Origin of the sequence: Streptomyces sp. NPDC096132 (genome assembly GCF_044763345.1) — a bacterium.
In the GTDB taxonomy this organism is placed as follows: Bacteria; Actinomycetota; Actinomycetes; order Streptomycetales; family Streptomycetaceae; genus Streptomyces.
In genome coordinates this window covers 18448-42901 of record NZ_JBIWGA010000012.1, presented here as the reverse complement: position 1 = coordinate 42901, position 24454 = coordinate 18448, and the positions used below count along the sequence as shown (strand labels likewise).

Sequence of the window (24454 nt, the reverse complement as noted above, 5' to 3'; positions counted from 1 at the left end):
GGCAGACAGCTGTCGTTCCCCTGGAAGAAACGAGTAGCCCTTTCATGACCGCCGTCCGCCCCGGCCCGGCCTTCTCCCTCCACGACATCCCGTTCAGCACGCGCGGATCCTGGTTCGACATCTCCCCGGTACTGGCGGAGAACACGCTCGCCGACGACCTCCACCTGGTCTCCCACCAGAACGGCATGCACGCCGTCCTGCGCCTCGTCCCACTCGAGCCGACCACGGGCGACCGGGCCGGGACCCGGGTCGCGGCGACCGCGAGTGTGCTCGGCTGGACCCACGAGAGCGGGCACGTCGACCTCGCGTACGAGGCCGCCGACACCGTACGCCTGCGCGGCACCGGACTCGGTCTGCGCGTGACGGCGGCGGCACGGGCCCTGACGCCCTTCACGGGCACGTACTTCTACCGCGACCCGGTGGACGGCTCGTACGTGTTCACCTCGTACGAGACCGGTCGCCGTTACCGGGTCACCGTCCTGTCCGGCGTCGTGGACGACGTCGTCGGCAGCCAGGCAATCGGCGAGACCGAACGCGGGCTCACGATCGCCGCCGGGGCCGACGGCGGATGGGAGGCCGCCGTCGAGGAGTTCGACAGCGCACGCCGCCCCTACCGCGCCCGGACGACGTTCGGCGGCGTTGTGGCCGCGGCGGAGCAGGCCTTCGCCGGCTTCGCCGACGCGGTGGCCCCCTGGCGCTCCTCGAGCGCCCCGGCCGCCGAACTCGCCGTCTACGTCCTGTGGTCGGCGACGGTCGACCCGGCGGGGCTGGTCACCCGGCCGGCGGTGCTGATGTCCAAGCACTGGATGGACAAGGTCTGGAGCTGGGACCACTGCTTCAACGCCCTCGCCCTGGCACCGGGCGTGCCCGCCCTGGCCCGGGACCAGTTCTCGCTGCCGTTCGACCACCAGGACGAGAGCGGGGCGCTGCCCGACTCGGTGACCCATTCGGAGGTTCTGCGCAACTTCGTCAAACCCCCCATCCACGGCTGGACACTCTCCCGCCTGCGCCGCCGCCTGCCCGAACCCCTCGACCACCTCGAACTCGCCGACACCTACGACCGGTTGAGACGCTGGACGGACTTCTGGCTCACCGCGCGCCGCGCCCCGGACGCCGCGCTGCCCCACTACCAGCACGGCAACGACAGCGGCTGGGACAACGCCACGACCTTCGACCCCGAGCGCGTGGTGGTCACCGCCGACCTGGCCGCGTTCCTCGTCCTCCAACTGCGCGAACTCGCCGTCCTGGCAACGGAACTCCGCCGGGACGACGACGCCCGGGACTGGACGAGAACCGCGGACGCGACCCAGGCGGCCCTGCTCGACGAACTGTGGACGGGGGAGCGGTTCGTCGCGCGAGGCGCCCACAGCGGCGAGACCTGGAGCAGTTCCAGTCTCCTCGACCTGATGCCCGTCGTGCTGGGCGAGCACCTTCCCGAGGACGTGGCCAAGACGCTGGCCGCCCGCATCGAGGCCCATCTCACCCCGTACGGCCTCGCCACCGAACGGCCCGACTCGCCCCACTACCGCCCCGACGGCTACTGGCGCGGTCCCATCTGGGCACCCGCCACCGTCCTCATCGAGGACGGCCTGCGCCGCTGCGGCCACCAGCGGCTCGCCGACGAGATCAGCGCCCGCTTCCGGTGGCTGTGCGAGACCCACGGCTTCGCCGAGAACTTCGACGCGCTCACCGGCCGGGGCCTGCGCGACCGCGCCTACACCTGGACCGCGGCCGCCTACCTCCTGCTCACGGAAGAACACGTCCGCCGGGAGGCCTCTCCGGCCACCGACCCGGGCGCGTGACGCAACGCTGCCCGGAGGCGGTTCACTGCACGCCGCGCGGCCGGAACTGGATGCTGATCCTCGGTTCGGTTGCGCGGGTCGACTTCGGGATGCTGTGCTCCCAGGTCCGCTGACAGGAGCCGCCCATCACGATCAGGTCGCCGTGGCCCAGCGGCCGCCGCACCGTCTCGCCGCCGTGGCCGTGCGCCGGGCGCAGCAGCAGGTCGCGCGGTGCGCCCACGGAGAGGATCGCGACCATCGTGTTCTCCCGGGCGCCCCGCCCGATCCGGTCGCCGTGCCAGGCGACGCTGTCCCGGCCGTCGCGGTAGTAGCAGAGTCCGGCCGTCACGAAGGGCTCGCCCAGCTCCTCGGCGTAGTGCGCGCTCAGCGCCCGGCGGGCCTGCGCCAGCAGGGGGTGCGGCAGCTCCTCGTCCGCCGCGTAGAAGGCCAGCAGCCGCGGTACGGCGACGACGTTGTCGTACATCTTCCGGCGCTCCGCGCGCCACGGCACCTCGGTCACCAGGTGTTCGAACAGCGCGTCGGATCCGGTGAGCCAGCCCGACAGTACGTCGATCCAGGCGCCGGCGCCGAGCGTGGTGCGGCGCAGCCCGGTCAGGGGGCCGAGCCGTGGCTCGTCGGTCTGGTCGAAGAGGGAGCCCTGCAGGTGGTGCGCGGTCATGGTCCCAGCGTACGCCTTAATCGAAAATATGTTCCATACGGATGATGCGCGCTGATCCGGCTGATCCGGTCTGACGGATTCCGAGCGAGCCTGCCCGAGATCTTTCGATACATCGATGTATCCGATACATTCGCGTATCGAACGGAGGTCCGGCAGTGGCGGCGGAGCAGACGGAACAGAGCGAGCGGGCGACCGGGCGGGTCACCAGGCGCCGGGTGCGGACCCGGGCCAACCTGCTCGACGCCGCGTTCGCCGTGTTCGCCGCCAAGGGCTTCGGGCGGGTCTCCATCGAGGAGGTCTGCGAGGCCGCCGGCTACAGCAGGGGTGCCTTCTACTCCAACTTCGCGACCCTGGACGAGCTGTTCTTCGCGCTCTACCGGGAACGCGCCGACCTGATCGCCCAACAGGTCGCCGACGCCCTCGCCGGCGACGGCCCGGACCTCGACGTACCGGCCTCCGTGGACCGCGTCACCGAGGTGCTGCTCCTCGACCTCGACTGGCTGCTGGTCAAGACGGACTTCCTGGTGCACGCGGCCCGTGACCCGGCCGTCGCGCAGACCCTCCTCGAACACCGGGCCAGGCTGCGCCGCGCGATCGCCGACCGGCTCGCCCGGGCCCGCGGCCACACCCCCCTGCCCGCGGTCCTCGGTGACGCCGACGCCGCCGCTCACGCGGTGGTCGCCGCGTACGACGGCGTCACCACCCAGCTGCTGCTGGACAAGGACGTGGACGGGGCCCGCGCCTGGCTCAAGCAACTGCTCACCGCGCTGCTGACCGACGGCAGCACCCCGGAATAGAACCTCCCCCAGTCAGAGAAAGGCAACGGTCGCCATGGACGCGGACGTCATCGTCGTCGGAGCGGGCCTCGCGGGCCTCGTCGCGGCGCACGAACTCACCAGCAGGGGCCGGCGGGTCGCCCTGGTCGACCAGGAGAACGCCGCCAACCTCGGCGGCCAGGCGTTCTGGTCCTTCGGCGGACTGTTCCTCGTGGACTCCCCGGAGCAGCGCCGCCTCGGTATCAAGGACTCCCTCGACCTCGCCTGGAACGACTGGCAGGGCAGCGCGCGGTTCGACCGCACCGAGGACGAGGACTCCTGGGCGGTGCGCTGGGCCCGCGCCTACGTCGAGTGGGCGGCGGGGGAGAAGCGGGACTGGCTGACCGGGCACGGGATCTCCTTCGTGCCGACCGTCGGCTGGGCCGAGCGCGGCGATCTGCGCGCCGACGGCCACGGCAACTCCGTCCCGCGCTTCCACGTCGCCTGGGGCACCGGCACCGGGGTCGTCGAACCCTTCGCGCGGTACGCCAAGCAGGCCGCGAAGGACGGGCTGCTGACCTTCCACCACCGGCACCGCGTCGACGAGCTGGTCCTGACGGACGGCGCCGCCCGCGGGGTCCGCGGCACCGTCCTCGCCCCCGACGACTCGGCCCGCGGAGTCGCCTCCAACCGCGACCCGATCGGCGAGTTCGAGCTGACCGCGCAAGCCGTGGTCGTCACCAGCGGCGGCATCGGCGCCAACCACGAGATGGTCCGCCGCTACTGGCCCGAACGCCTCGGCACCCCGCCCGCCGAGATGGTCACCGGCGTCCCCGCCTACGTCGACGGCCGCATGCTCGAGATCAGCGCCGAGGCCGGCGCCCGGCTGGTCAACCGCGACCGCATGTGGCACTACACCGAGGGCATCCAGAACTGGGACTCCATCTGGCCCGGCCACGGCATCCGCATCCTGCCCGGCCCGTCCTCGATGTGGTTCGACGCCCTCGGCCGCCGGCTGCCCGACCCGTGCCTGCCGGGCTACGACACCCTCAACACGCTCAAGTACCTGCGCACCACCGAGGACATCGCCGGACACGACCACTCCTGGTTCGTCCTCAGCCAGAAGATCGTCGAGAAGGAGTTCGCGCTCTCGGGCTCCGAGCAGAACCCCGACATCACCGCCAAGGACCGCAAGGCCGTGCTCCGCGACCGGATCCTCGGCAAGGGCGCCCCCGCCCCGGTGCAGGCGTTCCTCGACCACGGTGCCGACTTCGTCGTCGCGGACACCCTCGACCGGCTCGTCGAGAAGATGAACGCCCTGACCGACAAGCCCCTGCTCGACGCGGACGGGCTGCGCCGCCAGATCCGGGCGCGCGACCTGCAGATCACCAACCCGTACAGCAAGGACGCCCAGGTGCAGGGCATCCGCAACGCCCGCCGCTACATCGGCGACCGCCTCGGCCGGGTCGCGACCCCGCACCGCATCCTCGACCCGCAGGCGGGCCCGCTGATCGCGGTCAAGCTGCACGTCCTGACCCGCAAGACCCTCGGCGGCATCCAGACCGACCTCGACTCGCGCGCCCTCGGCACCGAGGGGCAGCCGATCGAGGGTCTGTACGCGGCGGGCGAGGTGGCCGGCTTCGGCGGCGGCGGCGTCCACGGCTACAACGCCCTCGAAGGCACCTTCCTCGGCGGCTGCCTGTTCTCCGGCCGCGCGGCGGGCCGGGCGGCGGCGCAGCAGACGGCCTAGCGGCACAACCCAGCGGTACGGCTCAGCCGAGCAGGCCCAGCAGTACGGCCGCGTGGCTCTCCTCCGGGGACTTCGCGGCCGTCAGCAGGGTCACCGGGCCCTCGCCGACCAACGTACGGACGTGGTCGAGGAGTTCGGCCGCCTCGGGAGCGGCCAGCTCCGCCTCGTAACGGCGGGCGAACTCGTCGTACGACCCCTCGCCCGTGTGGTACCACTTGCGCAGCTCCGACGAGGGGGTCATCGCCTTCGGCCACTCGTCGATCCGCGCCGCGTCCTTGGCCAGGCCGCGCGGCCACAGCCGGTCGACGAGGACCCGTACACCGTCCTCGGGTTCGGGCGATTCGTACACGCGACGCACACGGACACTCATGCGGCCGAGCCTAGGACCTGTCCGGCCGATCATGCCGCAGACGCGGGGTGTGTCACGCGCATCTGCCGCGTTGTCGTCGGTCCCCGACGCTCCGCGTCGACTCCCTCCTCCGCCTTGCAGCTGCACGCACCACACCCCGCTCACCGGCACTTCGCAGACACCGCAGCTTTCCTGCGACTTGATCGGCCGGACAGGTCCTAGTCATGGCCGCCCGGCGACGCCGCGCGGCTTGACCTGAATGAGGGCGATTCCCGGCAGCCGGTTCCCTAGTCTGAGGGACGTTTGATCACTCGCCACCCCCCAAGGAGCGCACGTGACCCACCCCCGCAGACGCCCCGCCCTGCTGCGTCGCGAAGCCGTCGTCGTCACCGTCCCCGTCGCCGTGGCGGCTCTCCTCACGGCGGCCGGGCCCGCCACCGCCGCCGGTTCGGTCGGTGCCCCCGGCGTGGGCGATCCGTACTTCCCGCTCGCCGGAAACGGCGGCTACCACGTCTCCCACTACGGACTGACACTCGGTTACGACCCGAGCAGCCGTCACCTCACCGGCAAGGCCGTCCTCACCGCCCGCGCCACCCAGCGGCTCACCCGCTTCGACCTCGACCTCAAGGGCCTGAGGATCACCGGCCTGACGGTCGATCACCGCAAGGCCGCCTACCAGCGCGACGGCCAGGAGCTCGTCGTCACCCCCGCCCGCCCCCTGCGCAAGGGCCAGTCCTTCCGCGTCGCCGTCACCTACGACGGCAAGCCCGGCCCGGTCACCGACCCCGACGGCTCCCTCGACGGCTGGATCCCCACCGACGACGGCGCCTTCGTCGCCGGCGAACCGCAGGGCGCCATGACCTGGTTCCCCGCCAACAACCACCCGCTCGACAAGTCGTCGTACGACATCACCATCACCGTCCCCAAGGGCCGCACCGCCGTGTCCAACGGCGTCCTGCTCGGCCAGAGCACCAGGAACGGCAAGACCACCTTCCACTGGCGCCAGAAGGAACCCATGGCGGCCTACCTCGCCACCGCCACCGTCGGGACGTTCCAGGTCAACCAGTACACGACCCGCGACGGCATCAAGGTCTACGACGCCGTCGACGCCCGCGAGGCCACCGCCGCCGCGCCCGTGCTGAAGATGCTGCCCTCCGTACTGGAGTGGGAGAGCAAGCTGTTCGGGCCCTACCCGTACCGCGCCGCCGGCTCCATCGTCGACCACGCGCCGAACGTCGGCTACGCCCTGGAGACCCAGACCCGGCCCGTGTACGACAGGGCCCCCGAACTGAGCACCCTCGTCCACGAGAGCGCCCACCAGTGGTTCGGCGACTCCGTCTCCCTCACCTCCTGGAAGGACATCTGGCTCAACGAGGGCTTCGCCACCTACGCCGAATGGCTCTACTCCGAGCAGCACGGCGGCGACAGCGCCCAGAAGTCCTTCGACGCCCTGTACGCCCGCCCCGCCACCGACGGCCTGTGGGCGTTCCCGCCCGCCAACCCCGGCAGCGGCGCCAACATCTTCGGCACCCCCGTCTACGCCCGCGGCGCCATGACTCTGCAGGTCCTGCGCAACGCCGTCGGCGACCGCGTCTTCCTGCGCATCCTGCGCGCCTGGGCCCAGCAGCACCGCTACGGCCACGGCACCACCGCCCAGTTCGAGCGCCTCGCGGAGCGGGAGTCCGGGAAGGACCTCGGGGTGCTGTTCCGGACATGGCTGTACGAGCCGGGCAAGCCCAGCACCCCGTAGCCGAACGGGTGCTCGGACCTGACGAGTTCCACACAACTGTCGGCCAGGGTCGACCCATGATCAGGTACCGCCCGCACGCGGCGCTGCTCGCCGCATCCCTCCTGCTCACCGGATGCGGCGGCGGCGCCGCGGCCTCCGCCGACGCCGCGCACTTTGGAGGGCGAGGCCGCTGGAGGGATCCTTCGACTACGTTGTCGCCATCAACTACCACCGGAAGTCCGGCACTTCGAATCGCCCGCTGAGAAAGGGCTGTCTCCCGCGTGTGCGCACATGTACTCGTCGCCGAGGACGACGCGATGCAGGCCGAGCTGATCCGACGCTCCCTGCTCGCCGAGGGCCACACGGCCACCGTCGTCCACGACGGGCCCGCCGCCGTCGAGGCGGCCCGCAGGCTCGGCCCCGACCTGGTCGTCCTCGACCTGATGCTGCCGGTCCTCGACGGGTACGCGGTCTGCCGGGCACTGCGCCGCGAGGACGACGGCATCCCGGTGCTCATGCTCACCGCCCGCGCCGACGAGGAGGATCTGCTGCTCGGCCTGGAGGTCGGCGCCGACGACTACATGACCAAGCCGTACAGCCCGCGCGAGCTGATGGCCCGGATCCGGACCGTGCTGCGGCGCAGCGGACGGGCGGCGGCGCGGCGCGAGGAGCCTGCCGTGCGCGCGGGCGGGATCGTCGTCGATCCGGTGCGCCACGAGGTGCTCTGCGAGGGGCGGCCGGTCGAGTGCACGCCGGCCGAGTTCCAGATCCTGCTCGCCCTCACCGGCGAACCCGAACGGGTCTTCTCCCGGCGGCAGTTGCTCCAGAGCACCCGCGGTTTCGACCGGTCATCCACCGAACGGGCCATCGACGTGCACATCATGAACCTGCGCCGCAAGATCGAGGCCGACCCGCGCAGACCCGTACGCCTGGTCACCGTCTTCGGTGTCGGCTACAAGCTCAGCGGCGGTCGTGGATGAGCCGGATACCCCTGCGTAAACGGCTGCTGGTGCGGATGGTGTTCACCTCCGTCCTGATCGCCGTCTGCTCCGTCGCCGCCACCGCCTGGCTGGCCGTCGCCACCACCACCCGCGCCCTGCGCGAGGAACAGGGCCAGGCCCTCGCCGACGACATGGACATCCTCGCCGAACTCAGCGGGTACGCCGCCGGCCACCCCGACTGGACGGGCGTCGAGAAAACCGTCCGCTCCCTGTCCGAGAAGACCGGCCGGCGCATCGCCCTGACCACCGAGGACCGCACGCCGATCGCGGACTCCGCACCCCGCGGCGCCTCCCTGCCGCCCATCGCCGCCGCCACCGTCGACCCCCTGCGCAGCGACACCTACACCGAACGCGGCGCCCAGCTCAGCGGGATCGACCCGCGTGTGGTCGGCCCCTACCGGCTCACCTCCGACGAGCGGGCGAAACTGGATGCCCTGGCCGCGAAACAGCGGACCTGCGCCGCGCAGCGCGGCTACGAAACGACCCTCACGCACACCCCCGGCGGACGGCCGGTGCTCACCGCCGACGACGGCTCCACGGAGCCGCCCTACGTTGCCGAGGCATGCTTGGCCACCGATGCGCTCCTCGCTCCGACGCCCACGGAGCAGAAGGCCCTCGGCGAGCTGCGGGAACAGGCCAAGGACTGTTTGCCCGGAGAGGGCGAGAAAAGCTACGCGCCGCTCGTCGTCGCCGAGGTCACCGGCGGCTCGGGCGCGACCCTCTCCGTGAGCCCGAACGTCGGCGACAAGGAGAGGCGCGTCCTGCAGAAGTGCGTCGACGCCGCCCGGATCGCACAACTCGAGCCGTATGTCGCCCCCGCCGCCGAACTCTTCCTCGGCGGCGGCGACAACCCCGCGACGCCCCGCTGGAACATGTCCCCGGCCAACAAGACGAAGGTCGTCGGCACGGCCGGCCTGGTGCTCGCCGTCACCGTCGCTGTGTCCGCCGTCGTCGCCACCCGGCTGGTACGGCCCCTGCGCGCCCTCACCGCGGCCGCCCAGCAGCCCCCGGACAGCCACGCGCGCGTGCCCGTCACCACCCGCGACGAAACCGGCATCCTCGCCGAGGCCTTCAACGACCTCGCCGAGCGCCGGGAACGCCTGGAGGCCCAGCGCAAGGCACTCGTCGCCGACGTGGCCCACGAACTGCGCAGCCCGCTCACCAACATCCGCGGCTGGCTCGAGGTCACCCGGGACGGCCTGGTCGATCCCGACCCGGTCCTGCTCGGCGCCCTGCACGAGGAGGCCGTACTCCTCCAGCGGGTCATCGACGACCTGCGCGATCTCGCCGCCGCCGACGCCGGGACGCTGCTGCTGCACCGCGAGCCCGTCTCCGCCGACGACCTCCTCGCCCAGGTGAGCGCCGCCCACCGGGTCGCCGCCAAGGAAGCCGACGTCACCCTGCGCACCGATACCGACGGCAGCCTCTGGCTGGACGCGGACCCGGTCCGGCTGCGGCAGGCCCTCGGCAACCTCGTCACCAACGCGGTACGGCACACCCCGCCGGGCGGCACGGTCACCCTGAGCGCCCGGCGCGAGGGCGAGGCGGTCGTCCTGGCGATCGCCGACACCGGCACCGGTATCGCGGCCGAGGACCTGCCGTATGTGTTCGACCGGTTCTGGCGCGCGGAGAAGTCCCGTAGCCGCCGCACCGGGGGCAGCGGCCTCGGTCTGGCGATCGTCCGTCACCTGATGGCCGCCCACGGAGGCACCGCCGAGGCCGCGAGCACCCCCGGGACCGGCAGCGTCTTCACCCTGCGACTGCCCGCCGCGGCGGCGCCCGCGGAGGACTGAGCGGGGGCGCGGGTCGAAAACCCCTGTCCACGGCGGTCATGAACCCCGGCGCACCTTGGCGCGCCGCCTGATCGCGCGCCGTTCCGTCTCGCTCGTGCCGCCCCACACCCCGAGGGTCTGGTCCGTGTTCATGGCCCATTCCAGACACGGCTCCCGCACGGGGCAGCGCCGACAGACCGCCTTCGCCTGTTCCGTCTGCAGCAGGGCCGGTCCCGAGGTGCCGATCGGGAAGAAGAGGTCGGGATCCTCGTGGCGGCATGCTGCTCGCTGTCGCCAGTCGTCCATCGAAGTCACCTGCGATCGAAGTCGTATGCGCTCTTCCGGATGCATTGCTCCCGAGCGGGTCACCGGAGGGACGCGGGTGAAACGACTCCGCAGGGCCATTTCACTGCTCCCGCATGCCCCACGGGGAGCCGTACGCCGTCAGCAGGTCGAGGAACGGGCGGGCCGGGAACGCCTCGGGGCCGAGGACACCGGTGCCGGACCAGGCGCCCGTGGCGAGCAGTTCGAGGGCGACGACCGGATTGACGGCCGTCTGCCAGACCACGGCCTGGCTGCCGTACTCGGCCATGGACCACTGGTTGTCGACCACGTGGTACAGGTACACCTCGCGCGGCGCCCCGTCCTTCACGCCCCGCACCCAGGTGCCGGCACAGGTCTTGCCGTGCATGCGCTCGCCCAGCGTCGCCGGATCGGGCAGACAGGCCGCGACGACGTCACGGGGCGAGACCGGCACCGGGCCCGCCGCGCTGGGCACGGTCACCGGCGCGGTGCGGTCCAGCTCCAGACGGTGCAGCGTCTTCAGCGTCTCCACGAACTCGCGGCCCAGGCCGTACTTGAAGGTGACCCGGCGCGCGTCCACCCAGCGGGGGACGAGCAGGACCTCCTCGTGCTCCACGTTCACGCACTCCACCGGTCCGATGCCCTCGGGGAAGTCGAACACCTCGGGCTCGCTGAAGGGTTCGGTGGTGAACCAGCCGCGGTCGGCCTCGTAGACCACCGGAGGGTTGAGGCACTCCTCGATCGTGGTCCAGATGTTGAAGGAGGGCGCGAAGTCGGTGCCGTCGACGGTGAGGTTCGCGCCGTCGCGGATGCCGATCTCCTCGATCTCGTCGAAGAGTTCGTCGGCGGCGTACCGGGCGAAGACGTCGGACAGGCCCGGCTCCACGCCCATGCCGACCAGGGCCAGACCGCCCGCCTTCTCCCACTCCTGCGCCCGCGCGAACTGCGCGTCGCCGAGTTTGACCCCGCACTCCTCGTACGGCCGCTCCGGGTGCGGCCGGGACAGCGACATCGCCATGTCGACATAGGTGGCGCCGGCGGTGCGCGCCGCGCGGAACAGGGGCATCACGAAGCGCGGGTCGGTGGCGTTGAGGAGCACGTCGCAGCGGTGCCGGGCGAGCAGCCCGGCCACCGCGGCCTCGTCGCTCGCGTCGACGCGCTCGGCGTGGAAGCGGTCGTCGCCGTCGAGCGCGGCGACGGCGGCCGAGGCCCGGTCGGGGTCGTAGTCGGCGACCACCATCGCCTCGAAGAACGGACGCCGGGCGGCGATCCGGGTGACGGCGGTGCCGACGCCGCCGGCGCCCACGAGCAGAACACGCATGACGAGAACTCCCTCGGTCGGAGGTGTGCGAGTGAAGGGGCCCTGCCGGAGATACAACGCCCTGCCCTCACGTAAGGTCAATGGCGTTGGCATAAGGACACCCAGACGCGGGAGCGGCCATGCCGAAGACGGTCGTACCGGAGGAGAAGCGGCGCAGACGCCGGCCCACGAAGAGCGGTACGCTGCTGTCCGAGCCGCTGATCGTCGAGGCGGCGCTGCGCCTGCTGCGCGAGCACGGCAGTACCGGTCTCACCGCGCGCCGACTCGGCCTCGCCCTCGACTGCGACCCGAGCACCCTGTACCGGTACTTCCGGGGCATGGACGAGCTGACCCTGGCCATCGGTGACGCGCTCATCGGCGAGGCGCTGCGCGGCTGGGCGCCGACGGGCGAGTGGCGGGCGGACCTGCACGCGATCGGCCTGCGCATCCACGCCGCGTACGTCGCCCATCCGCAGGCCGCCCAGCTCACCGCGAGCCGGGTCACCGGGCGGGCCAACGAGCTGGCCGCCGACGAGGCCGTCCTGGACGTGCTGCGCACCGCAGGCTTCCCGCTGCCGGAGACGGTCCGGATCTACCACGCCTTCATCGACCAGACCCTGGCCTTCGCCGCCCTCGACGCCGCCTCGCTGGCCCTGCCCCGGGCCTCGCAGCGCGCCGACGACGCGAAATGGGCCTCGACGTACGCCCGCCTGCCCGCCGCCACCCACCCCCGGATCGCCGAGGCGGCCCCGCTGCTGTCCACCCGCATGGTCACCAGCGCCTATCCGACGGCCCTGCGGATGCTGCTGGACAGCGCGGCGGCGACGCTGACGCGGCTCGCTTCCTGAGTCAGTTCCTCAATGCCTGCGCCGCCGCCGTCACCACCGCGTCCGCCACCGCCGCCAGGGCCGGCGAGTCGAGTTTCCACTGCTGCCAGTACAGGGGGACGTCCAGAGGGCGGTCGGGTGCCAGGGACACCAGCCGGCCCGACCGCAGCAGGTCGTCGGCCTGCACCACGGGCACCATGCCCCAGCCGAACCCGGCGGCCACCGCGTCCACGAAACCCTCCGAGGTCGGCACGGCGTGTCGTACCGGACTCGCGCCGCCGGAGCCCCGCCGCAGCCCGCGCACGAACGCGTCCTGGAGGTCGTCGCTCCGGTCGAACGTCATGACGGGGGCCCGGGCCAGCGTCTCGTGCAGCGGGCCGTCGTCGAGATGGCGGGCCACGAAGTCCGGGTTCGCGGCGGCCAGGTAGCGCATCGTGCCGAGGGTGCGCACGGAACAGCCGGTCACCGGCTCCGGCGAGGAGGTGACCGCGGCCATGACCAGCCCCTCCCGCAGCAGTTCCGCCGTGCGCGTCTCGTCCTCCCGGTGGAGTTCGAAGCAGAGCGGCGGCTCCTGCGGCACACGGCTCAGGGCCGGCAGGAACCAGGTCGCCAGCGAGTCCGCGTTCACCGCGACCGTCACCCGCGTCGGCTCACCGGCTCCGCTCATGCCCAGCTCGGACCGCGTGTCGCGCTCGAGCCGGGCCAGCTGGCGGGCGAACCGGACGACGATCTCGCCGGACTCCGTCGGCCGCACCGGCTTGGTGCGCAGCAGCAGCACCCGGCCCGTGCGCTGCTCCAGGGCCTTGACCCGCTGACTGACCGCCGACGGCGTCACGTGCAGGGCGGCCGCCGCCGCGTCGAAGGTGCCCTCGTCCACCACCGCCAGCAGGGTCCGCACCTGGTCCAGAGGAAGGTCGGTCATCACGAGTGCTAATGATACGTAAGAATCTTTAGCTGTACGTGCAGTGATCGCCTCCCTAGCGTGGAGGGCATGTCCACCGCACTCGCCGCCGCGGCCGCAGGCTTCGGCACCGGTCTCTCGCTCATCGTCGCCATCGGCGCCCAGAACGCCTTCGTCCTGCGCCAGGGGATCCGCCGGGACGCCGTCCTGGCCGTCGTCGGCATCTGCGCCCTGTCCGACGCCGTCCTCATCACCCTCGGTGTGGGCGGGGTGGGCGCCGTGGTGGTGGCCTGGCCGAAGGCGCTGACCGTGGTCGGCTGGATCGGCGGCGCGTTCCTGCTCGGGTACGGGCTGCTCGCGGCCCGCCGGGTGGTCCGGCCCGGCGCGGACGCCCTGCGCACCGACGGCGAGGCCGCGGGCTCGCGCCGCCGGGCCGTGCTCACCTGTCTGGCGCTGACCTGGCTCAACCCGCACGTCTACCTCGACACCGTCTTCCTGCTCGGCTCGATCGCCGCCGACCGCGGCCCGCTGCGCTGGACCTTCGGCCTCGGCGCCGCGCTCGCCAGCCTGTGCTGGTTCGCCGCCCTGGGCTTCGGCGCCCGGTTGCTCGGCCGTTTCCTGACCCGGCCCTCCGCCTGGCGCGTCCTGGACGGCCTGGTCGCCGCCACGATGATCACCCTCGGCGTGCTGCTCATCACAGGGGCCTGATGTCCGCAATCTGAGATTGCATGTCCAAAAGAGCCGCGAAACCACAGGAGGTACTGGGATAGTGGCCCCCGGAACCGAAAGATGTAACGAGCAACCAGGAAGCGTGTGGACACCAGCGAGAGCAGCACCGCACCCGAGGCCGAGGCCGACGACGGTCCGAGTCCGCACGGGGGCGCCCGGCGGGGTTGGCGCCGCTGGGCGATGGACACCCGCCCCCTGCGCAGGCCCGCCTACCGCAGGCTCTGGTCCTCGACCATCGTCACCGCCGTCGGCAGCCAGCTCACCGCCGTCGCCGTGCCCAAGCAGATCTACGACATCACCGGCTCCTCCGCCTGGGTCGGCTACGCCAGCCTCGCCGGGCTGGTGCCGATGGTGCTGTTCGCCCTGTGGGGCGGCGCGGTCGCCGACACCATGGACCGGCGCAGGCTGCTGCTGATCACCAACAGCGGGATCGCCGTCACCTCGGTGCTGTTCTGGCTCCAGGCGGTCTCCGGGCTCGACTCGGTGGGCGTGCTGATGCTGCTGCTCGCCGCCCAGCAGGCGTTCTTCGGCCTCAACGCGCCCGCCCGCAACGCCTCCATCGCCCGGCTGGTCCCCGCGGAGGAACTCGCCGCGGCCAACGCCCTCGGCTCCACCGTCATGCAGACCGGCCTGGTCGCGGGCCCGCTGCTGGCCGGCGCCCTGATCCCGGTGATCGGCCTGCCCGAGCTGTACCTCGTCGACGCCGTCGCGCTGTGCGTGACGCTCTGGGCCGTCGTACGCCTCCCCGCGCTGCCGCCGCTCGCCGCCGCCACCGCCCGGCGGGCCGGCGTGCGCGAGATCGCGGAGGGCTTCCGCTACATCGCCCGCCACAAGGTCCTGCTGCTGTCCTTCCTCGCGGACATCATCGCGATGGTCTTCGGCATGCCCCGCGCCCTGTTCCCGCAGCTCGCCGCCGAGACGTACGCCTCCTCCGGCGAAGGCCTCGCCCTCGGCCTGCTGTTCGCGGCGATCCCCATCGGCGCCGTGCTGGGCGGACTGTTCTCCGGGACGTTCTCGCGGGCTCGCCGGCACGGCTGGATGGTGATCGGCGCGGTCGTCGCCTGGGGTGCCGCGATCACCGGGTTCGGGCTCAGCGGCAGCCTGTGGCTCGCGGTGGTGTTCCTGGCCGCCGCCGGCATCGCCGACATGGTCTCGATGGTCTTCCGGGGAGCGATCCTCCTGTCCGCCGCCAACGACGAGATGCGCGGCCGGATGCAGGGCGTCTTCACGGTCGTCGTCGCGGGCGGACCGCGCCTCGCCGACGTCCTGCACGGCACGGCGGGTGCCGCCTTCGGCCCCCGGGCGGCGGTCGCCGGCGGCGGTCTGCTCGTCGTCACCCTGATGCTGGGCCTCGCCGCCGCGCTACCGGCCCTGCGCCGCTACCGCGTCTGAGGCGGCCGCCACGGCGTCCGAGGCGTCCGAGACCGGTGCGGGCGCGCTACAGCGCCCTGCGCCGCTGCGTCCCGTACTGCTCCAGCAGTCTGTTGCGGGTCATCTCCAGCCGGTGGGCGAGGATCTCGGCCACGATCCGCACCAGGGTCACCCCCAGCGCCGGGTCCTCCTCGCAGAGCTTGAGCACCGGCCGCGCCTCGAACTCGTAGGCGCGGACCGGGCTGAAGGCCTCGGCGCCGAAGTCCCACCGGTACGGCGGGAACAGCCAGGACCAGCCGAGCAGGTCGCCGGCGCCGAGGCTGGCGACCGTGACCCGCTGTACCGAGGTCACCGGCTGGACGAGGGAGACCGCGCCGGAGCGGATGACCCAGAAGCGGTCGGCCACGCCGCCCGCCTCGAAGATCCGGGTGTCCTCCGGGAAGGAGACCTCCCGGGCGAGTTCCATCAGACGATGGCGCTGGGGCGGGGGAAGGGCGGTCAGCAGTTTGGTCGCTTTGGTCATGGCGCGGTGCTCCTCGCCGGGCGATCGGTCGCGGTGCTTTCTCCACAGCCCATTTCAGCCGCTGCCGGGCCGCCGGGCACCTCGGAGGAGGTGACTTTCGGCGCGAGGGCAGGAAAAAGCCCTGGCTGGACGGGGGAAGCCAGCCAGGGCTGTCAAGGAAGGTGCACGGAGGAGGATTGTTCTCGACCCCGCTCACCGCCTATGGATGAACCGTAAACCATCCACGGAGATTTCGCGTAACCAGAACCCGGCCACGTGACCTGTTTCACTTTCTCCCACCCCGCGGACACCCACGATCAACCCCGGACGACCCTGATCGTCCGCAGTTCGGGATCGGTCGGATCGGGAAGGTTCATCCCGCCGTCCAGGCCGGTGCGCAGATACCGCAGTACCGGTTCGGTGAGCCGCTCACCCGGCAGGACGGCCGGGATGCCGGGCGGATACGGCGTGATCATCTCGGCCGCGAGCCGTCCGGCCGCCTCCTCCAGCGGCACGCTCTCGGCGGGCCCGAAGAACGCGTCCCGGGGCAACTGGGCCTGCGCCATCCGCAGTTCGGCCGGCTCGGGCACCTCGATCCGGGGAGCGGGCCGCAGTTCCGGTGCGGCGTGTGCGAGTTCCTTGAGGGCGGCGAGCAGTTCGCCGGCCGTCCCGGAGTCGTCCCCGTGGGTGATCTGGGCGCCGATCCGGCGATGGTCGGAGAGGTGCATGTCGACGGCCCGGTGCTCGCGCAGCCAGTCCGCCGCCTGGAAGCCGCTGATCCCCAGCCCCGTGAGGTCGATGACCACCGGCAGCGGGTCCAGGTCGTTGGCGAGCCCCGGACCGCAGAAGTCATCACGGCCGTCGACGTGCATCCCGTTGATCTGCTCGATCGCGGCCCGCGTCTCGGCCGCCAGGGTCAGGGCCCCGCCCATCAGCTCCTCGCCGTGCAGGGCCATCTGCCGGCGCCAGCCGTCGAGCCCGGCGTACAGCAGGACCGAGGGGCTGGTCGTGCCCAGCAGGTCGGCGCGCATCCGCAGCACCTCCGGCGGGACGAGACCGCCCCGCAGATGGAACACGGAACCCTGTTCCAGACCGCTGCCCATCTTGTGGATGCTCGTGACACAGATGTCGGCCCCCGCGTCCATCGCCCAGGACGGCAGGTCCGGATGGAAGGGCAGATGCGCGCCCCAGGCCTCGTCCACGACCAACGGCAGCGAACGGCGGTGGCACACCTCGGCCACGGCCCGCAGGTCCGCGCAGGTGCCGTACGGCGTCGGGCTGGTGATCAGTGCGCCCTTGGCGTCGGGGTGGGCCGCGAAGCCCCGCTCGAAGCTCTCGGCCGACGGCGGATGGGCGAGGCGCCGCACCGGGTCCCAGCGCGGCTCGATCCACACCGGCTCGATCCCGGACAGGATCAGCCCCGACACCACCGACTTGTGCGCGTCCCGCCCGATCAGCAGCTTCTCGTGCGGACCGGCCACCGCGAGCATCGCGGCCTTGACCGACAGCGAACTGCCGCACGTCGTGAAGAACGTGTGCTCGGCATGGACCGCGTCGGCCATCAGCTCCTCGGCGCGCTCCAGCACCCGCCCACGGGTGAGCCGGTCGTCGAGCCCGCCCGACGCGAGCACGTCCCCGAGGAACACCGCGTCCCCCAGCACCGCCCGTACGTCCGGGTCGGCGCCGCGGGCCTGCTTGTGCCCGGGCGGGCTGAACGCCAGCCGTCGCTTGCGGTGATAGTCGGCGAGGGCTTCCAGAACGGGGGCTCGGGTGTGATCGGCAGACATGGCCGCCGGGTTCCCGGCAGCCGTCCCGCCAATCCGACCCGGCCCGCTCAGCACTCCACCGGGTGCTCAGTGCTCCACGGGGTGCCGGCCGGGCGTCACTATCTCGTCCAGAACCCTGAGCACCGCCTCGTACGCCAGTCCCCGCATCCGCGCCTCGCGCGCCGCGTCGGGATCGGCCCGCTCCAGGTCCCCGCTCCGGGCCCGCCAGGTCCGCAGCTCGTCCCGCGCGCAGGCCCTGGCGCGCTGGATGCGGCGCAACAGTTCGTCCGAGTCCACGACATCGGTCATGCCCCACGGGTACCCCTGCCGGGCCGGCCGACGACTCCCGCCCGGCAGGTTTGACGTCGGCGCGGGCGGCCAGCCGAACAGAAGAGGACCGTGCCGCCCGGCGGGGGAGAGAGCGCCGGGCGGGGGAGCGGCGGCGGGCGCGGAGACGGCCGCAGGACCGTGGACCGACGATCCGGCCCGCTCACCGTGCCCTCACCTCAACCACCCAGACGGGAACTGCCAGGGGAGCGAAAGGATGCGTGTCAACCACTCGACCGACCGCGCGGACGCACCGACCGGGCCCGACCCGTGCGCGCCACCGGGGCCCTGCCGGCCCGCCGACGTCCGCAGGGCCGTATGGCGGGCGGTGGCCGGACGGTGTGGCGCCACCGGCTGTCCGTACGACGAGGAGGCCCTGTCCGACGCGCTGCTGGTCGCCTCGGAACTCACGACCAACGCCATCCTCCACGGGGGCGGGGTCACCGCGTACGACGTGGACGTCCACGGGCGGGCCGTACGGGTCTCCGTGAGCGACCGCAGCGACCGGATGCCGGTGGCCGCCGAACCGGTCGACGAACACGGGCGACATCGCACCGGCGGCCGGGGCTGGCCGATCGTGTGCCGGCTGTCCCGGGACGTGAGGGTGTCCGACCTGCCCTCCGGCGGCAAGCGCATCACCGCCGTCGTCCCCGTGTTCTGAACTTCCCTCCGCGCTCCGCCGAGCCGGACCGCGACGCCTTTCCCCGGGCGGAGTTTGTTCCTCCGGGTGCAGGGCAGACGGAGGTTCGTGCTTCGGACCGGAGGCGCGCCGACGGGAGTGGTGTGTCCGCTCCGGGGCGCTCCCACCGCCCCGGACGGCAGCGGCCCTCCCGTGGTCAATCCTTGAGACGACCGTTCAGGAGCGATTCCGCATGCTCATCGACATGTCGACAAGCCGTCCCGCAGCATCCGCCCGCTCCGCCGCGCAGACCCGGCGGACCCACGACGACGCCCCCGACACCGCGCGCCGGTTCGAGCGGCTGAACAGCCTGGAGGACGGTCCCGAGCGGGACGCCGTGCGCGACGAGATCGTCACGGCCTGGCTGCCCATGGCCCACCGGATCGCCAGCCGGTTCCGCGACCGTGGCGAGGCCGTCGAGGACCTCCGTCAGGTGGCCGCGCTCGGCCTGGTCAAGGCCGTCGACCGCTTCGACCCCGAGCGCGGCGCCTTCGAGAGCTACGCCGTGCCCACCATCACCGGCGAGATCAAGCGCCACTTCCGGGACCGCATGTGGGCCCTGCGCGTGCCCCGCCGGGTCCAGGAACTGCGCAACAAGGTGCGGCTCGCCCGCCGGGACCTCACCCAGAACCCGGGCTCCCGTGAGCCCTCGGTCGCCGACCTCGCCGCCCACACGGGCCTCACCGAGGAGGAGGTCGGCGCCGGCCTGGAGGCCCTGGAGAGCTTCAGCACGCTGTCGCTGGACGCCGAGCTCCCCACCGGCGACGACGGCTACAGCCTCGCCGACACCCTCGGCGGCCCGGACGCCTCGTACGACACCGTCATCGACCGGGAGTCCGCCAAGGAAAGCCTGCGCAGCCTCCCGGAACGCGAACGCGCCATCCTCTACATGCGCTTCTTCGAGGACATGACGCAGAGCCGGATCGCCGACCGGCTGGGCATCTCCCAGATGCACGTCTCCCGGCTCATCAGCCGCAGCTGCGAGCGGGTGCGCCAGGAGGCCCTGGGACATCGGCACGACGGCGACGCATGAACGACGTACCGATCCGGACCAGGACCAGGACCAGGGAGAGGAAGAGACCCATGCTGAGGCCCCACCCCGCCGTGCTGCGCGCCCTCGTCGAGGAGTACGAGACGCTGACGGCCCCCGGCACCCCCGAGGCACGGGCACGGGCACAGGATCTCGCGTACACCCTGTGCGTCTCCACCGGAACACGGGACGTGGGGCCTGCCCTGGAGGCGGCGAGGGGCTGGCTCACCGCGGCCGAGGCCGCAGATGTGGCGATGGCCGCGGAGGTGGCGGTGGCCGTGACCACTGCCCCGGCACGGGACATGGCCGGCGATGTAGCCCCGTGTCCGTACCGGGACGAGGGTCCGCACGTGTATGCGTGAGCGGCCGGGGCAGGCGAGTCACAGCAGCCGCGTGTGCGCGGTTGTGCCACGCCGACCGGACGGAGGTTCGATGACCGCGGCCGCACCACGAACGGCGGACGAGGACCCGGAGCGCGACGAGGTGCTGCGGCTGCGCGCCGAGGTGCGCGCACTGCGCGCCCGGGTCCGCGCCCACCCGCTGATCGCGCAGGCCCAGGGCATGCTGCAGGAGCGGTACGCGCTGCCCGACTCGGACGGCGCGTTCACGCTCATGCGGCGGACCTCGCAGCGGTTCAACGTCAAGATGCGCACGCTCGCCGCGGTGCTCGTGACCACCCCGCGGCCGGACGACCGGACGGCACTGTGGTTCCCCCGGCGGGTCCGCCACCCCGAGCCGGCGCTCGGCTTCATGCCGCAGGACCCGCCGGGCGGCCGCAGCCGGGGCGCGGTGCTGGGCGCCGTACTGAACCGCACGCTCACCGTGGTCGGCACCGACATGGGCAATGTACAGACCGTCGACCGCGTCGCCGGAGGCCTGCGGATCGAGCGGCACACCGGGCTGACGGAGGAGTTCCTCGACTTCTTCGCGCACGTCGGCGAGGAGGGCACGGCCTGCGCGAAGGCCGCCCGCGACGTCGCCCAGGTCACCGTGCGGGACGTGGAGGAGGACCCGGTGTTCACCGAACCGGCCCGGGAGGCCATCCTCGCCGCCGGAAGCAGGGCCTGCCACAGCGTGCCGCTGACCGCGTCGTCCGGCGCCTGCGTCGGCATGGTCTCGGCCCACGCCGACCACCGCCTGGACACCCTGGAGGCCTCCCAGCTCAGGACCCTCGACGCGCTCGGCGCGGAAGCTGGCCGCTGGCTGGCCTGGCACGAGCGCACGGTCCTCCTGGACGCCCTGGAGCACCTGCACGCCCTGGGCCGGCTGGAAAGCGGGACGGCACGGCACGGCAGGACGTGAGAGACGGCCGGTCCGCCCCCCGGCGGCGGGTGGCTGGCCGTCCCCGGGGCAGTCGCGGTCACGAGGGCTAGTAGGGGAGGACGGCATGAACACGAGTGCTCTGGCGCACGACGGCAGGATCGAGGCCGAGCGGGCCGCGCGGGGATCCGTGGTGAAGGGGGCCGCGCGGGCCGGGTTCGTCGCCCGGGGCGTGATCTATCTGCTCGTCGGGGTGCTGGCCCTGCAGATCGCCTTCGGGGAGCGGAGCCGCCAGGCCGACCGGCAGGGGGCCCTCGGCGAGATCGCGCAGCGGCCGTTCGGCGCCGTGGTGCTGTGGGCGCTGGGCATCGGCCTGGCCGGGATGGCCCTGTGGCGGCTGTCCGAGGCCGCCTTCGGCGCGGCCGGACCGGCGGGACGCACCGCGAAGAAGCGGCTGCCGGCCCTCGCCCGGTGCGTGTTCTACGCCTTCGTCGCCTACTCCGTCCTGTCACTCGCCGCGGGCTCGGGAGACGGGGGCGGCTCCAGCGACGAGCAGTCCAAGGACGTCACCGCCCGACTGCTCGACGTGCCCGCGGGTCAGTGGATCGTGGGCGTGGCCGGCGCCGGGATCGTCGTCGCCGGGGTGTGGATCGGCGGCCGGGCCGTCACCCGGGCCTACCACGACCGACTGCGGTTGGGCGAGATGTCCCCGCGCACCCGGCGGCTGGTGGACGTCACCGGCGTGGGCGGCGGCGCGGCGCGCGGCCTGGTGTTCGCCGCCGCGGGCGCCTTCGCCGTACGCGCCGCCGCCGACTACGACCCCGGCCACGCCAAGGGGCTCGACGACACGCTCCGCTCGTTCGCCCACACGCCCGTCGGACCGGGGCTGCTGGCCTGCGTCGCGGCCGGTCTCGTCCTGTTCGGACTGTTCTCCTTCGCGATGGCGCGCTGGCGCGACGTCTGACCTTCGGCCGACTGGGAACCCGGAGCACATGAACGAATCCGAGTTCCCGCCGGACGGACGGCCCGTCGACATGTACCTCGACCTCCTGCGCGTCCGCATGGACAGCGAGGACTACCGGCTGCTGATGAAGGTCGTGGCCCCCGCGCTGCGTGCCCTCGACGAGCAGCCACCTGAAAGTCTCGACTTCGCCCTGGACCCGGACGACGGCGACGACCTGCCCCAGGAGATCCGGGACGAGGCCGCCCTGGTCATCGCCACCGCCCTCACCGGCCGCCTGGACAACCAGCTCGTCGAGATACACGTCGACGGCACGGGCCCGGTCCGGGTCGTCACCGACGCGGCCACCGCGAAGGACCCCACCCGCCTCGCCGAGATCGCCGGCTGCATCCGGCAGCGGCAGAGCGACACCGAGGAGTTGCGCGGCATCGCCGCCGCCAGCGACCTGCCCACCGACTTCTGACCGTCACGCCGCGCGGGCCACCTTCACGCCGAGCGGCCGCGCCAGCCCCAGCACCGCCTCGTCCAGCCGCTGGAGATGCCGCAGCACCCGGTCGGTGACCCGCCCGTAGCGCGGTGTGCCGTACTCGCCCGGCTTCAGCAGCGAGGCGATGCTCGGTCCGCTGAGCACCTCGGCCGTGGCGGGCTCCCCCGCGACCCGGGCGGCGATCGCGCCGATGTTGTGCAGGATCCGCTGCCCGACGCCGCGCAGCCGGGGATCCGCCGCGATCGACGGATGCGAGGGCAGCAGCTCCGCCGTCGCCGCCAGCGACCGGGCGTGGTACGCGCAGGTCTCGAGCAGCGCGACCACGTACCGGGCCGTGTCCCGCCGGGTCCGCAGCGGCGTCACGGGATGCGTCAGCGGCTGGGTGGCCGCCCGCAGGTCCGCCAGCGCCTGGTCCAGGTCGCGCGCCCGGTCCAGCAGATCCGCCGGCGGCCCGCCGCTGAGCTGGTCGACGGCGGCCGAGGTGACGTCCGTCAGCCGGTCCAGCACGGTCGTCAGCAGCTCGTTCGTCCGCCGGTCCGTGCGCACCGGCAGCACCAGCGCCGCCGCGAGCGCCCCGCAGACCGCCCCCAGCGCCGTCTCCTCGATCCGCAGCACCAGCACCGACAGGCTGTAGGTGTGCAGCAGCGTGTACAGCACCCCCAGCGCCGCCGTGACGAAGAACGACGACAGCGTGTACGACAGCGGCGCGGTGTAGAACATCGCGAACACGCACAGCAGCACCACCGCGAACGCCGTCCACGTGTGATGGCCGACGACCCCCGCGAGCGCGATGCCCGCGACCACCCCGAGCACGGTCCCCAGCAGCCGGCGGTAGCCCTTGACCAGGATCTCCCCGGTGGACGCCGTGTTCAGGAACACGATCCAGCAGGTCAGCACCGCCCAGTACCAGCGGTGCGAGGAGAGCAGCTCGCCCCCCACCATCGCCAGCGACGAGCCGACGGCGACCTGCACGGCGGCCCGCGTGGTCGGCCGCCGCAGCCCCGTCTCGGCCTCCTCCTGTTCGGCGCCGATGGCCGCGTCCTCCGCGTCCAGCTCCTCCCGGGAGCGGGCCGTCTCGGGACTGTCGTCGGACTCGTCCAGCGGCCCGTCCAGCGCGATCCGCAGCCCCAGCACGGACCGCGCCGCCTCACCCAGACCCCGGAAGACGTCCTGCACGGCCGGCGACGCCTTCGGCAGGTTCTCCTCGTCCCGGTACGCGAGCAGCCGGTTGCGCACCTGCGCCGTGCCCGCCCCCTCCGCCTCGGGATGCCGTACGAGCAGTTGCAGGGCGGTCAGATCCCGGCGCAGGACGTCGAGCGCCTCGTCCCGCACGGGCAGCTGACCTCCTTCCGGCACCGGCGCACCCGGCAGATGCAGGGTCAGCGTGTCGGCCCGCTCGGCGCTGCGCGCGGTCAGCAGCAGCAGACCGAGGCGCTCGGCGGTGATCTCCGCGTCGGCGATCCGGCGCTGCACCAGCCGGGCCACCGCCTCGTCCGAGGTGCCCTCCTCCAGCCGGCCCTGGATCATCATGGCCGTCTCGTGCAGCCGCGCGGTGCCCTCCCGCAGATGCTCCAGCGCCTTGTCCACGTCGTCAGGGCCGGCGTCCAGCAACTCCAGCTGGGCGTCGATCAGCTGCGCCAGCCGGGCCCGGAACGCCTGCCGCAGCCGCTCCAGGATCCCCGCCGGGGTCTGCGGCACCAGCACGAACCGCGCCACCGCCCCGCACCCGAACGCGAGGACGATCACCCCGCAGAACCCCGCCAGGTCCTCCGTCGTGACACCCACGAACAGGGCCAGGAAGTAGACCTGGAAGCCGATCAGCCCCAGCGCGGTGCCCCGGTCGCCGAACCGGCGGCCGTACACCGCGCAGAAGATGAGCACGACGAAGAAGACGTCGCCGGCCACCTGCCGGGAGGCGAGCACCGCGGCCAGCGACACCGACGCGAGCGCCACCGGCAGCCCCAGCGCCAGGGTGACCGCCTGCTGCGGGCGCTGCTTCTCCCGGATGGCGAACGTGGCGACCATCGCCGCGATGGCCCCCGCGACCAGGTGCTGGACGTCCGCCCCCAGCAGCGAGAGCACGGCCAGCGTGAGCGAGATGGCGGCCACCGTCCGCAGTCCCGCGGCCAGCCGCAGCAGTCCGGGATCGGACGCGGCGACCCGGTCCCGCCACCGTGCCGCCGCGCTCACCCCCG

General features: G+C 72.7%; 24 protein-coding genes. 15 read left to right on the top strand and 9 right to left on the bottom strand.

Annotation, left to right across the window (positions count from 1 at the left end; translation table 11 throughout):
• Window positions 1-44: 44 nt before the first annotated feature.
• Window positions 45-1802: an amylo-alpha-1,6-glucosidase gene (locus tag ACIRF9_RS26990; RefSeq protein WP_403827238.1), complete on the top strand. Its 1758-nt coding sequence runs from the start codon at window positions 45-47 to the stop codon at window positions 1800-1802.
• Window positions 1803-1824: 22 nt separating this feature from the next.
• Here the strand turns inward: ACIRF9_RS26990 and ACIRF9_RS26985 are convergent, their stop codons facing one another.
• Window positions 1825-2460 (bottom strand): alpha-ketoglutarate-dependent dioxygenase AlkB, encoded by a 636-nt coding sequence (locus ACIRF9_RS26985; RefSeq protein WP_403827236.1) that lies wholly within the window; start codon window positions 2458-2460, stop codon window positions 1825-1827.
• A gap of 155 nt (window positions 2461-2615) precedes the next feature.
• On the opposite strand from ACIRF9_RS26985, the gene ACIRF9_RS26980 reads away from it, so the two are divergent.
• Complete coding sequence (locus tag ACIRF9_RS26980) at window positions 2616-3257, top strand: TetR/AcrR family transcriptional regulator (RefSeq protein ID WP_403827234.1); 642 nt, start codon at window positions 2616-2618, stop codon at window positions 3255-3257.
• Window positions 3258-3291: 34 nt separating this feature from the next.
• Window positions 3292-4965 (top strand): FAD-binding dehydrogenase, encoded by a 1674-nt coding sequence (locus ACIRF9_RS26975; protein WP_403827233.1) that lies wholly within the window; start codon window positions 3292-3294, stop codon window positions 4963-4965.
• A 22-nt stretch (window positions 4966-4987) separates the two neighbouring features.
• On the opposite strand, the gene ACIRF9_RS26970 is transcribed toward ACIRF9_RS26975, so the two are convergent.
• Complete coding sequence (locus tag ACIRF9_RS26970) at window positions 4988-5335, bottom strand: DUF488 domain-containing protein (protein ID WP_403827232.1); 348 nt, start codon at window positions 5333-5335, stop codon at window positions 4988-4990.
• Between the two features lie 313 nt (window positions 5336-5648).
• On the opposite strand from ACIRF9_RS26970, the gene ACIRF9_RS26965 reads away from it, so the two are divergent.
• From ACIRF9_RS26965 to ACIRF9_RS26955, 3 genes are all read left to right on the top strand, one after another.
• Complete coding sequence (locus tag ACIRF9_RS26965) at window positions 5649-7064, top strand: M1 family metallopeptidase (RefSeq protein ID WP_403827230.1); 1416 nt, start codon at window positions 5649-5651, stop codon at window positions 7062-7064.
• Window positions 7065-7324: 260 nt separating this feature from the next.
• Window positions 7325-8023, top strand: a complete 699-nt coding sequence (locus ACIRF9_RS26960; protein ID WP_403827228.1) for a response regulator transcription factor — start codon at window positions 7325-7327, stop codon at window positions 8021-8023.
• A complete protein-coding gene (locus ACIRF9_RS26955; RefSeq protein WP_403827226.1) occupies window positions 8020-9837 on the top strand; it encodes an ATP-binding protein in 1818 nt (605 codons plus the stop codon). Before ACIRF9_RS26960 ends, ACIRF9_RS26955 begins: the two co-directional genes overlap by 4 nt.
• A gap of 36 nt (window positions 9838-9873) precedes the next feature.
• Here ACIRF9_RS26955 and ACIRF9_RS26950 read toward each other — a convergent pair whose 3' ends face one another.
• Window positions 9874-10122, bottom strand: coding sequence for a WhiB family transcriptional regulator (locus tag ACIRF9_RS26950; protein ID WP_403827224.1), 249 nt, complete (start codon window positions 10120-10122; stop codon window positions 9874-9876).
• A 100-nt stretch (window positions 10123-10222) separates the two neighbouring features.
• Window positions 10223-11440 carry a saccharopine dehydrogenase family protein gene (locus ACIRF9_RS26945; RefSeq protein WP_403827222.1) on the bottom strand — a complete coding sequence of 406 codons (1218 nt, stop codon included), beginning with the start codon at window positions 11438-11440 and terminating at the stop codon, window positions 10223-10225.
• Between the two features lie 119 nt (window positions 11441-11559).
• Here ACIRF9_RS26945 and ACIRF9_RS26940 point away from each other — a divergent pair, with 119 nt between their 5' ends.
• Window positions 11560-12267 (top strand): TetR/AcrR family transcriptional regulator, encoded by a 708-nt coding sequence (locus tag ACIRF9_RS26940; RefSeq protein WP_403827221.1) that lies wholly within the window; start codon window positions 11560-11562, stop codon window positions 12265-12267.
• 1 nt (window position 12268) lies between these two features.
• On the opposite strand, the gene ACIRF9_RS26935 is transcribed toward ACIRF9_RS26940, so the two are convergent.
• The gene (locus ACIRF9_RS26935; protein ID WP_403827219.1) at window positions 12269-13168 is read right to left on the bottom strand and encodes a LysR family transcriptional regulator ArgP; all 900 of its coding nucleotides are present in this window, start codon (window positions 13166-13168) and stop codon (window positions 12269-12271) included.
• 69 nt (window positions 13169-13237) lie between these two features.
• Here ACIRF9_RS26935 and ACIRF9_RS26930 point away from each other — a divergent pair, with 69 nt between their 5' ends.
• Complete coding sequence (locus tag ACIRF9_RS26930; RefSeq protein WP_403827217.1) at window positions 13238-13855, top strand: LysE/ArgO family amino acid transporter; 618 nt, start codon at window positions 13238-13240, stop codon at window positions 13853-13855.
• A 105-nt stretch (window positions 13856-13960) separates the two neighbouring features.
• Window positions 13961-15268 carry an MFS transporter gene (locus ACIRF9_RS26925; RefSeq protein ID WP_403827215.1) on the top strand — a complete coding sequence of 436 codons (1308 nt, stop codon included), beginning with the start codon at window positions 13961-13963 and terminating at the stop codon, window positions 15266-15268.
• 46 nt (window positions 15269-15314) lie between these two features.
• Here the strand turns inward: ACIRF9_RS26925 and ACIRF9_RS26920 are convergent, their stop codons facing one another.
• The 3 genes from ACIRF9_RS26920 to ACIRF9_RS26910 all read right to left on the bottom strand — a co-directional run bounded on the left by ACIRF9_RS26920 (window position 15315) and on the right by ACIRF9_RS26910 (window position 17824).
• Complete coding sequence (locus ACIRF9_RS26920; RefSeq protein ID WP_403827213.1) at window positions 15315-15770, bottom strand: cyclic nucleotide-binding domain-containing protein; 456 nt, start codon at window positions 15768-15770, stop codon at window positions 15315-15317.
• A 296-nt stretch (window positions 15771-16066) separates the two neighbouring features.
• Window positions 16067-17536, bottom strand: a complete 1470-nt coding sequence (locus ACIRF9_RS26915; RefSeq protein ID WP_403827211.1) for an aminotransferase class I/II-fold pyridoxal phosphate-dependent enzyme — start codon at window positions 17534-17536, stop codon at window positions 16067-16069.
• Between the two features lie 66 nt (window positions 17537-17602).
• Window positions 17603-17824: a hypothetical protein gene (locus tag ACIRF9_RS26910; RefSeq protein WP_403827209.1), complete on the bottom strand. Its 222-nt coding sequence runs from the start codon at window positions 17822-17824 to the stop codon at window positions 17603-17605.
• A gap of 235 nt (window positions 17825-18059) precedes the next feature.
• On the opposite strand from ACIRF9_RS26910, the gene ACIRF9_RS26905 reads away from it, so the two are divergent.
• From ACIRF9_RS26905 to ACIRF9_RS26880, 6 genes are all read left to right on the top strand, one after another.
• The gene (locus ACIRF9_RS26905) at window positions 18060-18503 is read left to right on the top strand and encodes an ATP-binding protein (RefSeq protein ID WP_403827207.1); all 444 of its coding nucleotides are present in this window, start codon (window positions 18060-18062) and stop codon (window positions 18501-18503) included.
• A gap of 211 nt (window positions 18504-18714) precedes the next feature.
• Window positions 18715-19554 (top strand): SigB/SigF/SigG family RNA polymerase sigma factor, encoded by an 840-nt coding sequence (locus ACIRF9_RS26900; protein ID WP_403827205.1) that lies wholly within the window; start codon window positions 18715-18717, stop codon window positions 19552-19554.
• Between the two features lie 50 nt (window positions 19555-19604).
• Window positions 19605-19913: a DUF5133 domain-containing protein gene (locus tag ACIRF9_RS26895; protein ID WP_403827203.1), complete on the top strand. Its 309-nt coding sequence runs from the start codon at window positions 19605-19607 to the stop codon at window positions 19911-19913.
• A gap of 70 nt (window positions 19914-19983) precedes the next feature.
• Entirely contained in the window at window positions 19984-20853 is an 870-nt protein-coding gene (locus ACIRF9_RS26890; RefSeq protein WP_403827201.1) for an ANTAR domain-containing protein, read from the top strand.
• Between the two features lie 85 nt (window positions 20854-20938).
• On the top strand, window positions 20939-21775 hold the full coding sequence (locus ACIRF9_RS26885; protein WP_403827199.1) for a DUF1206 domain-containing protein: 837 nt from the start codon (window positions 20939-20941) through the stop codon (window positions 21773-21775).
• 28 nt (window positions 21776-21803) lie between these two features.
• A complete protein-coding gene (locus ACIRF9_RS26880) occupies window positions 21804-22235 on the top strand; it encodes a hypothetical protein (RefSeq protein ID WP_403827197.1) in 432 nt (143 codons plus the stop codon).
• A 3-nt stretch (window positions 22236-22238) separates the two neighbouring features.
• On the opposite strand, the gene ACIRF9_RS26875 is transcribed toward ACIRF9_RS26880, so the two are convergent.
• Window positions 22239-24449, bottom strand: a complete 2211-nt coding sequence (locus ACIRF9_RS26875) for an FUSC family protein (protein WP_403827195.1) — start codon at window positions 24447-24449, stop codon at window positions 22239-22241.
• Window positions 24450-24454 lie beyond the last annotated feature (5 nt).

Bases quoted from the DNA above. Each gene is read 5' to 3' on its own strand.
- ACIRF9_RS26975 (WP_403827233.1), top strand. From the start codon at position 3,292: ATGGACGCGGACGTCATCGTCGTCGGAGCGGGCCTCGCGGGCCTCGTC.
- ACIRF9_RS26940 (WP_403827221.1), top strand. From the start codon at position 11,560: ATGCCGAAGACGGTCGTACCGGAGGAGAAGCGGCGCAGACGCCGGCCC.
- ACIRF9_RS26890 (WP_403827201.1), top strand. From the start codon at position 19,984: ATGACCGCGGCCGCACCACGAACGGCGGACGAGGACCCGGAGCGCGAC.
- ACIRF9_RS26930 (WP_403827217.1), top strand. From the start codon at position 13,238: ATGTCCACCGCACTCGCCGCCGCGGCCGCAGGCTTCGGCACCGGTCTC.
- ACIRF9_RS26955 (WP_403827226.1), top strand. From the start codon at position 8,020: ATGAGCCGGATACCCCTGCGTAAACGGCTGCTGGTGCGGATGGTGTTC.
- ACIRF9_RS26905 (WP_403827207.1), top strand. From the start codon at position 18,060: ATGCGTGTCAACCACTCGACCGACCGCGCGGACGCACCGACCGGGCCC.
- ACIRF9_RS26945 (WP_403827222.1), bottom strand. From the start codon at position 11,440: ATGCGTGTTCTGCTCGTGGGCGCCGGCGGCGTCGGCACCGCCGTCACC.
- ACIRF9_RS26895 (WP_403827203.1), top strand. From the start codon at position 19,605: ATGCTGAGGCCCCACCCCGCCGTGCTGCGCGCCCTCGTCGAGGAGTAC.
- ACIRF9_RS26910 (WP_403827209.1), bottom strand. From the start codon at position 17,824: ATGACCGATGTCGTGGACTCGGACGAACTGTTGCGCCGCATCCAGCGC.
- ACIRF9_RS26880 (WP_403827197.1), top strand. From the start codon at position 21,804: ATGAACGAATCCGAGTTCCCGCCGGACGGACGGCCCGTCGACATGTAC.
- ACIRF9_RS26970 (WP_403827232.1), bottom strand. From the start codon at position 5,335: ATGAGTGTCCGTGTGCGTCGCGTGTACGAATCGCCCGAACCCGAGGAC.
- ACIRF9_RS26950 (WP_403827224.1), bottom strand. From the start codon at position 10,122: ATGGACGACTGGCGACAGCGAGCAGCATGCCGCCACGAGGATCCCGAC.
- ACIRF9_RS26985 (WP_403827236.1), bottom strand. From the start codon at position 2,460: ATGACCGCGCACCACCTGCAGGGCTCCCTCTTCGACCAGACCGACGAG.
- ACIRF9_RS26990 (WP_403827238.1), top strand. From the start codon at position 45: ATGACCGCCGTCCGCCCCGGCCCGGCCTTCTCCCTCCACGACATCCCG.
- ACIRF9_RS26900 (WP_403827205.1), top strand. From the start codon at position 18,715: ATGCTCATCGACATGTCGACAAGCCGTCCCGCAGCATCCGCCCGCTCC.
- ACIRF9_RS26885 (WP_403827199.1), top strand. From the start codon at position 20,939: ATGAACACGAGTGCTCTGGCGCACGACGGCAGGATCGAGGCCGAGCGG.
- ACIRF9_RS26935 (WP_403827219.1), bottom strand. From the start codon at position 13,168: ATGACCGACCTTCCTCTGGACCAGGTGCGGACCCTGCTGGCGGTGGTG.
- ACIRF9_RS26915 (WP_403827211.1), bottom strand. From the start codon at position 17,536: ATGTCTGCCGATCACACCCGAGCCCCCGTTCTGGAAGCCCTCGCCGAC.
- ACIRF9_RS26920 (WP_403827213.1), bottom strand. From the start codon at position 15,770: ATGACCAAAGCGACCAAACTGCTGACCGCCCTTCCCCCGCCCCAGCGC.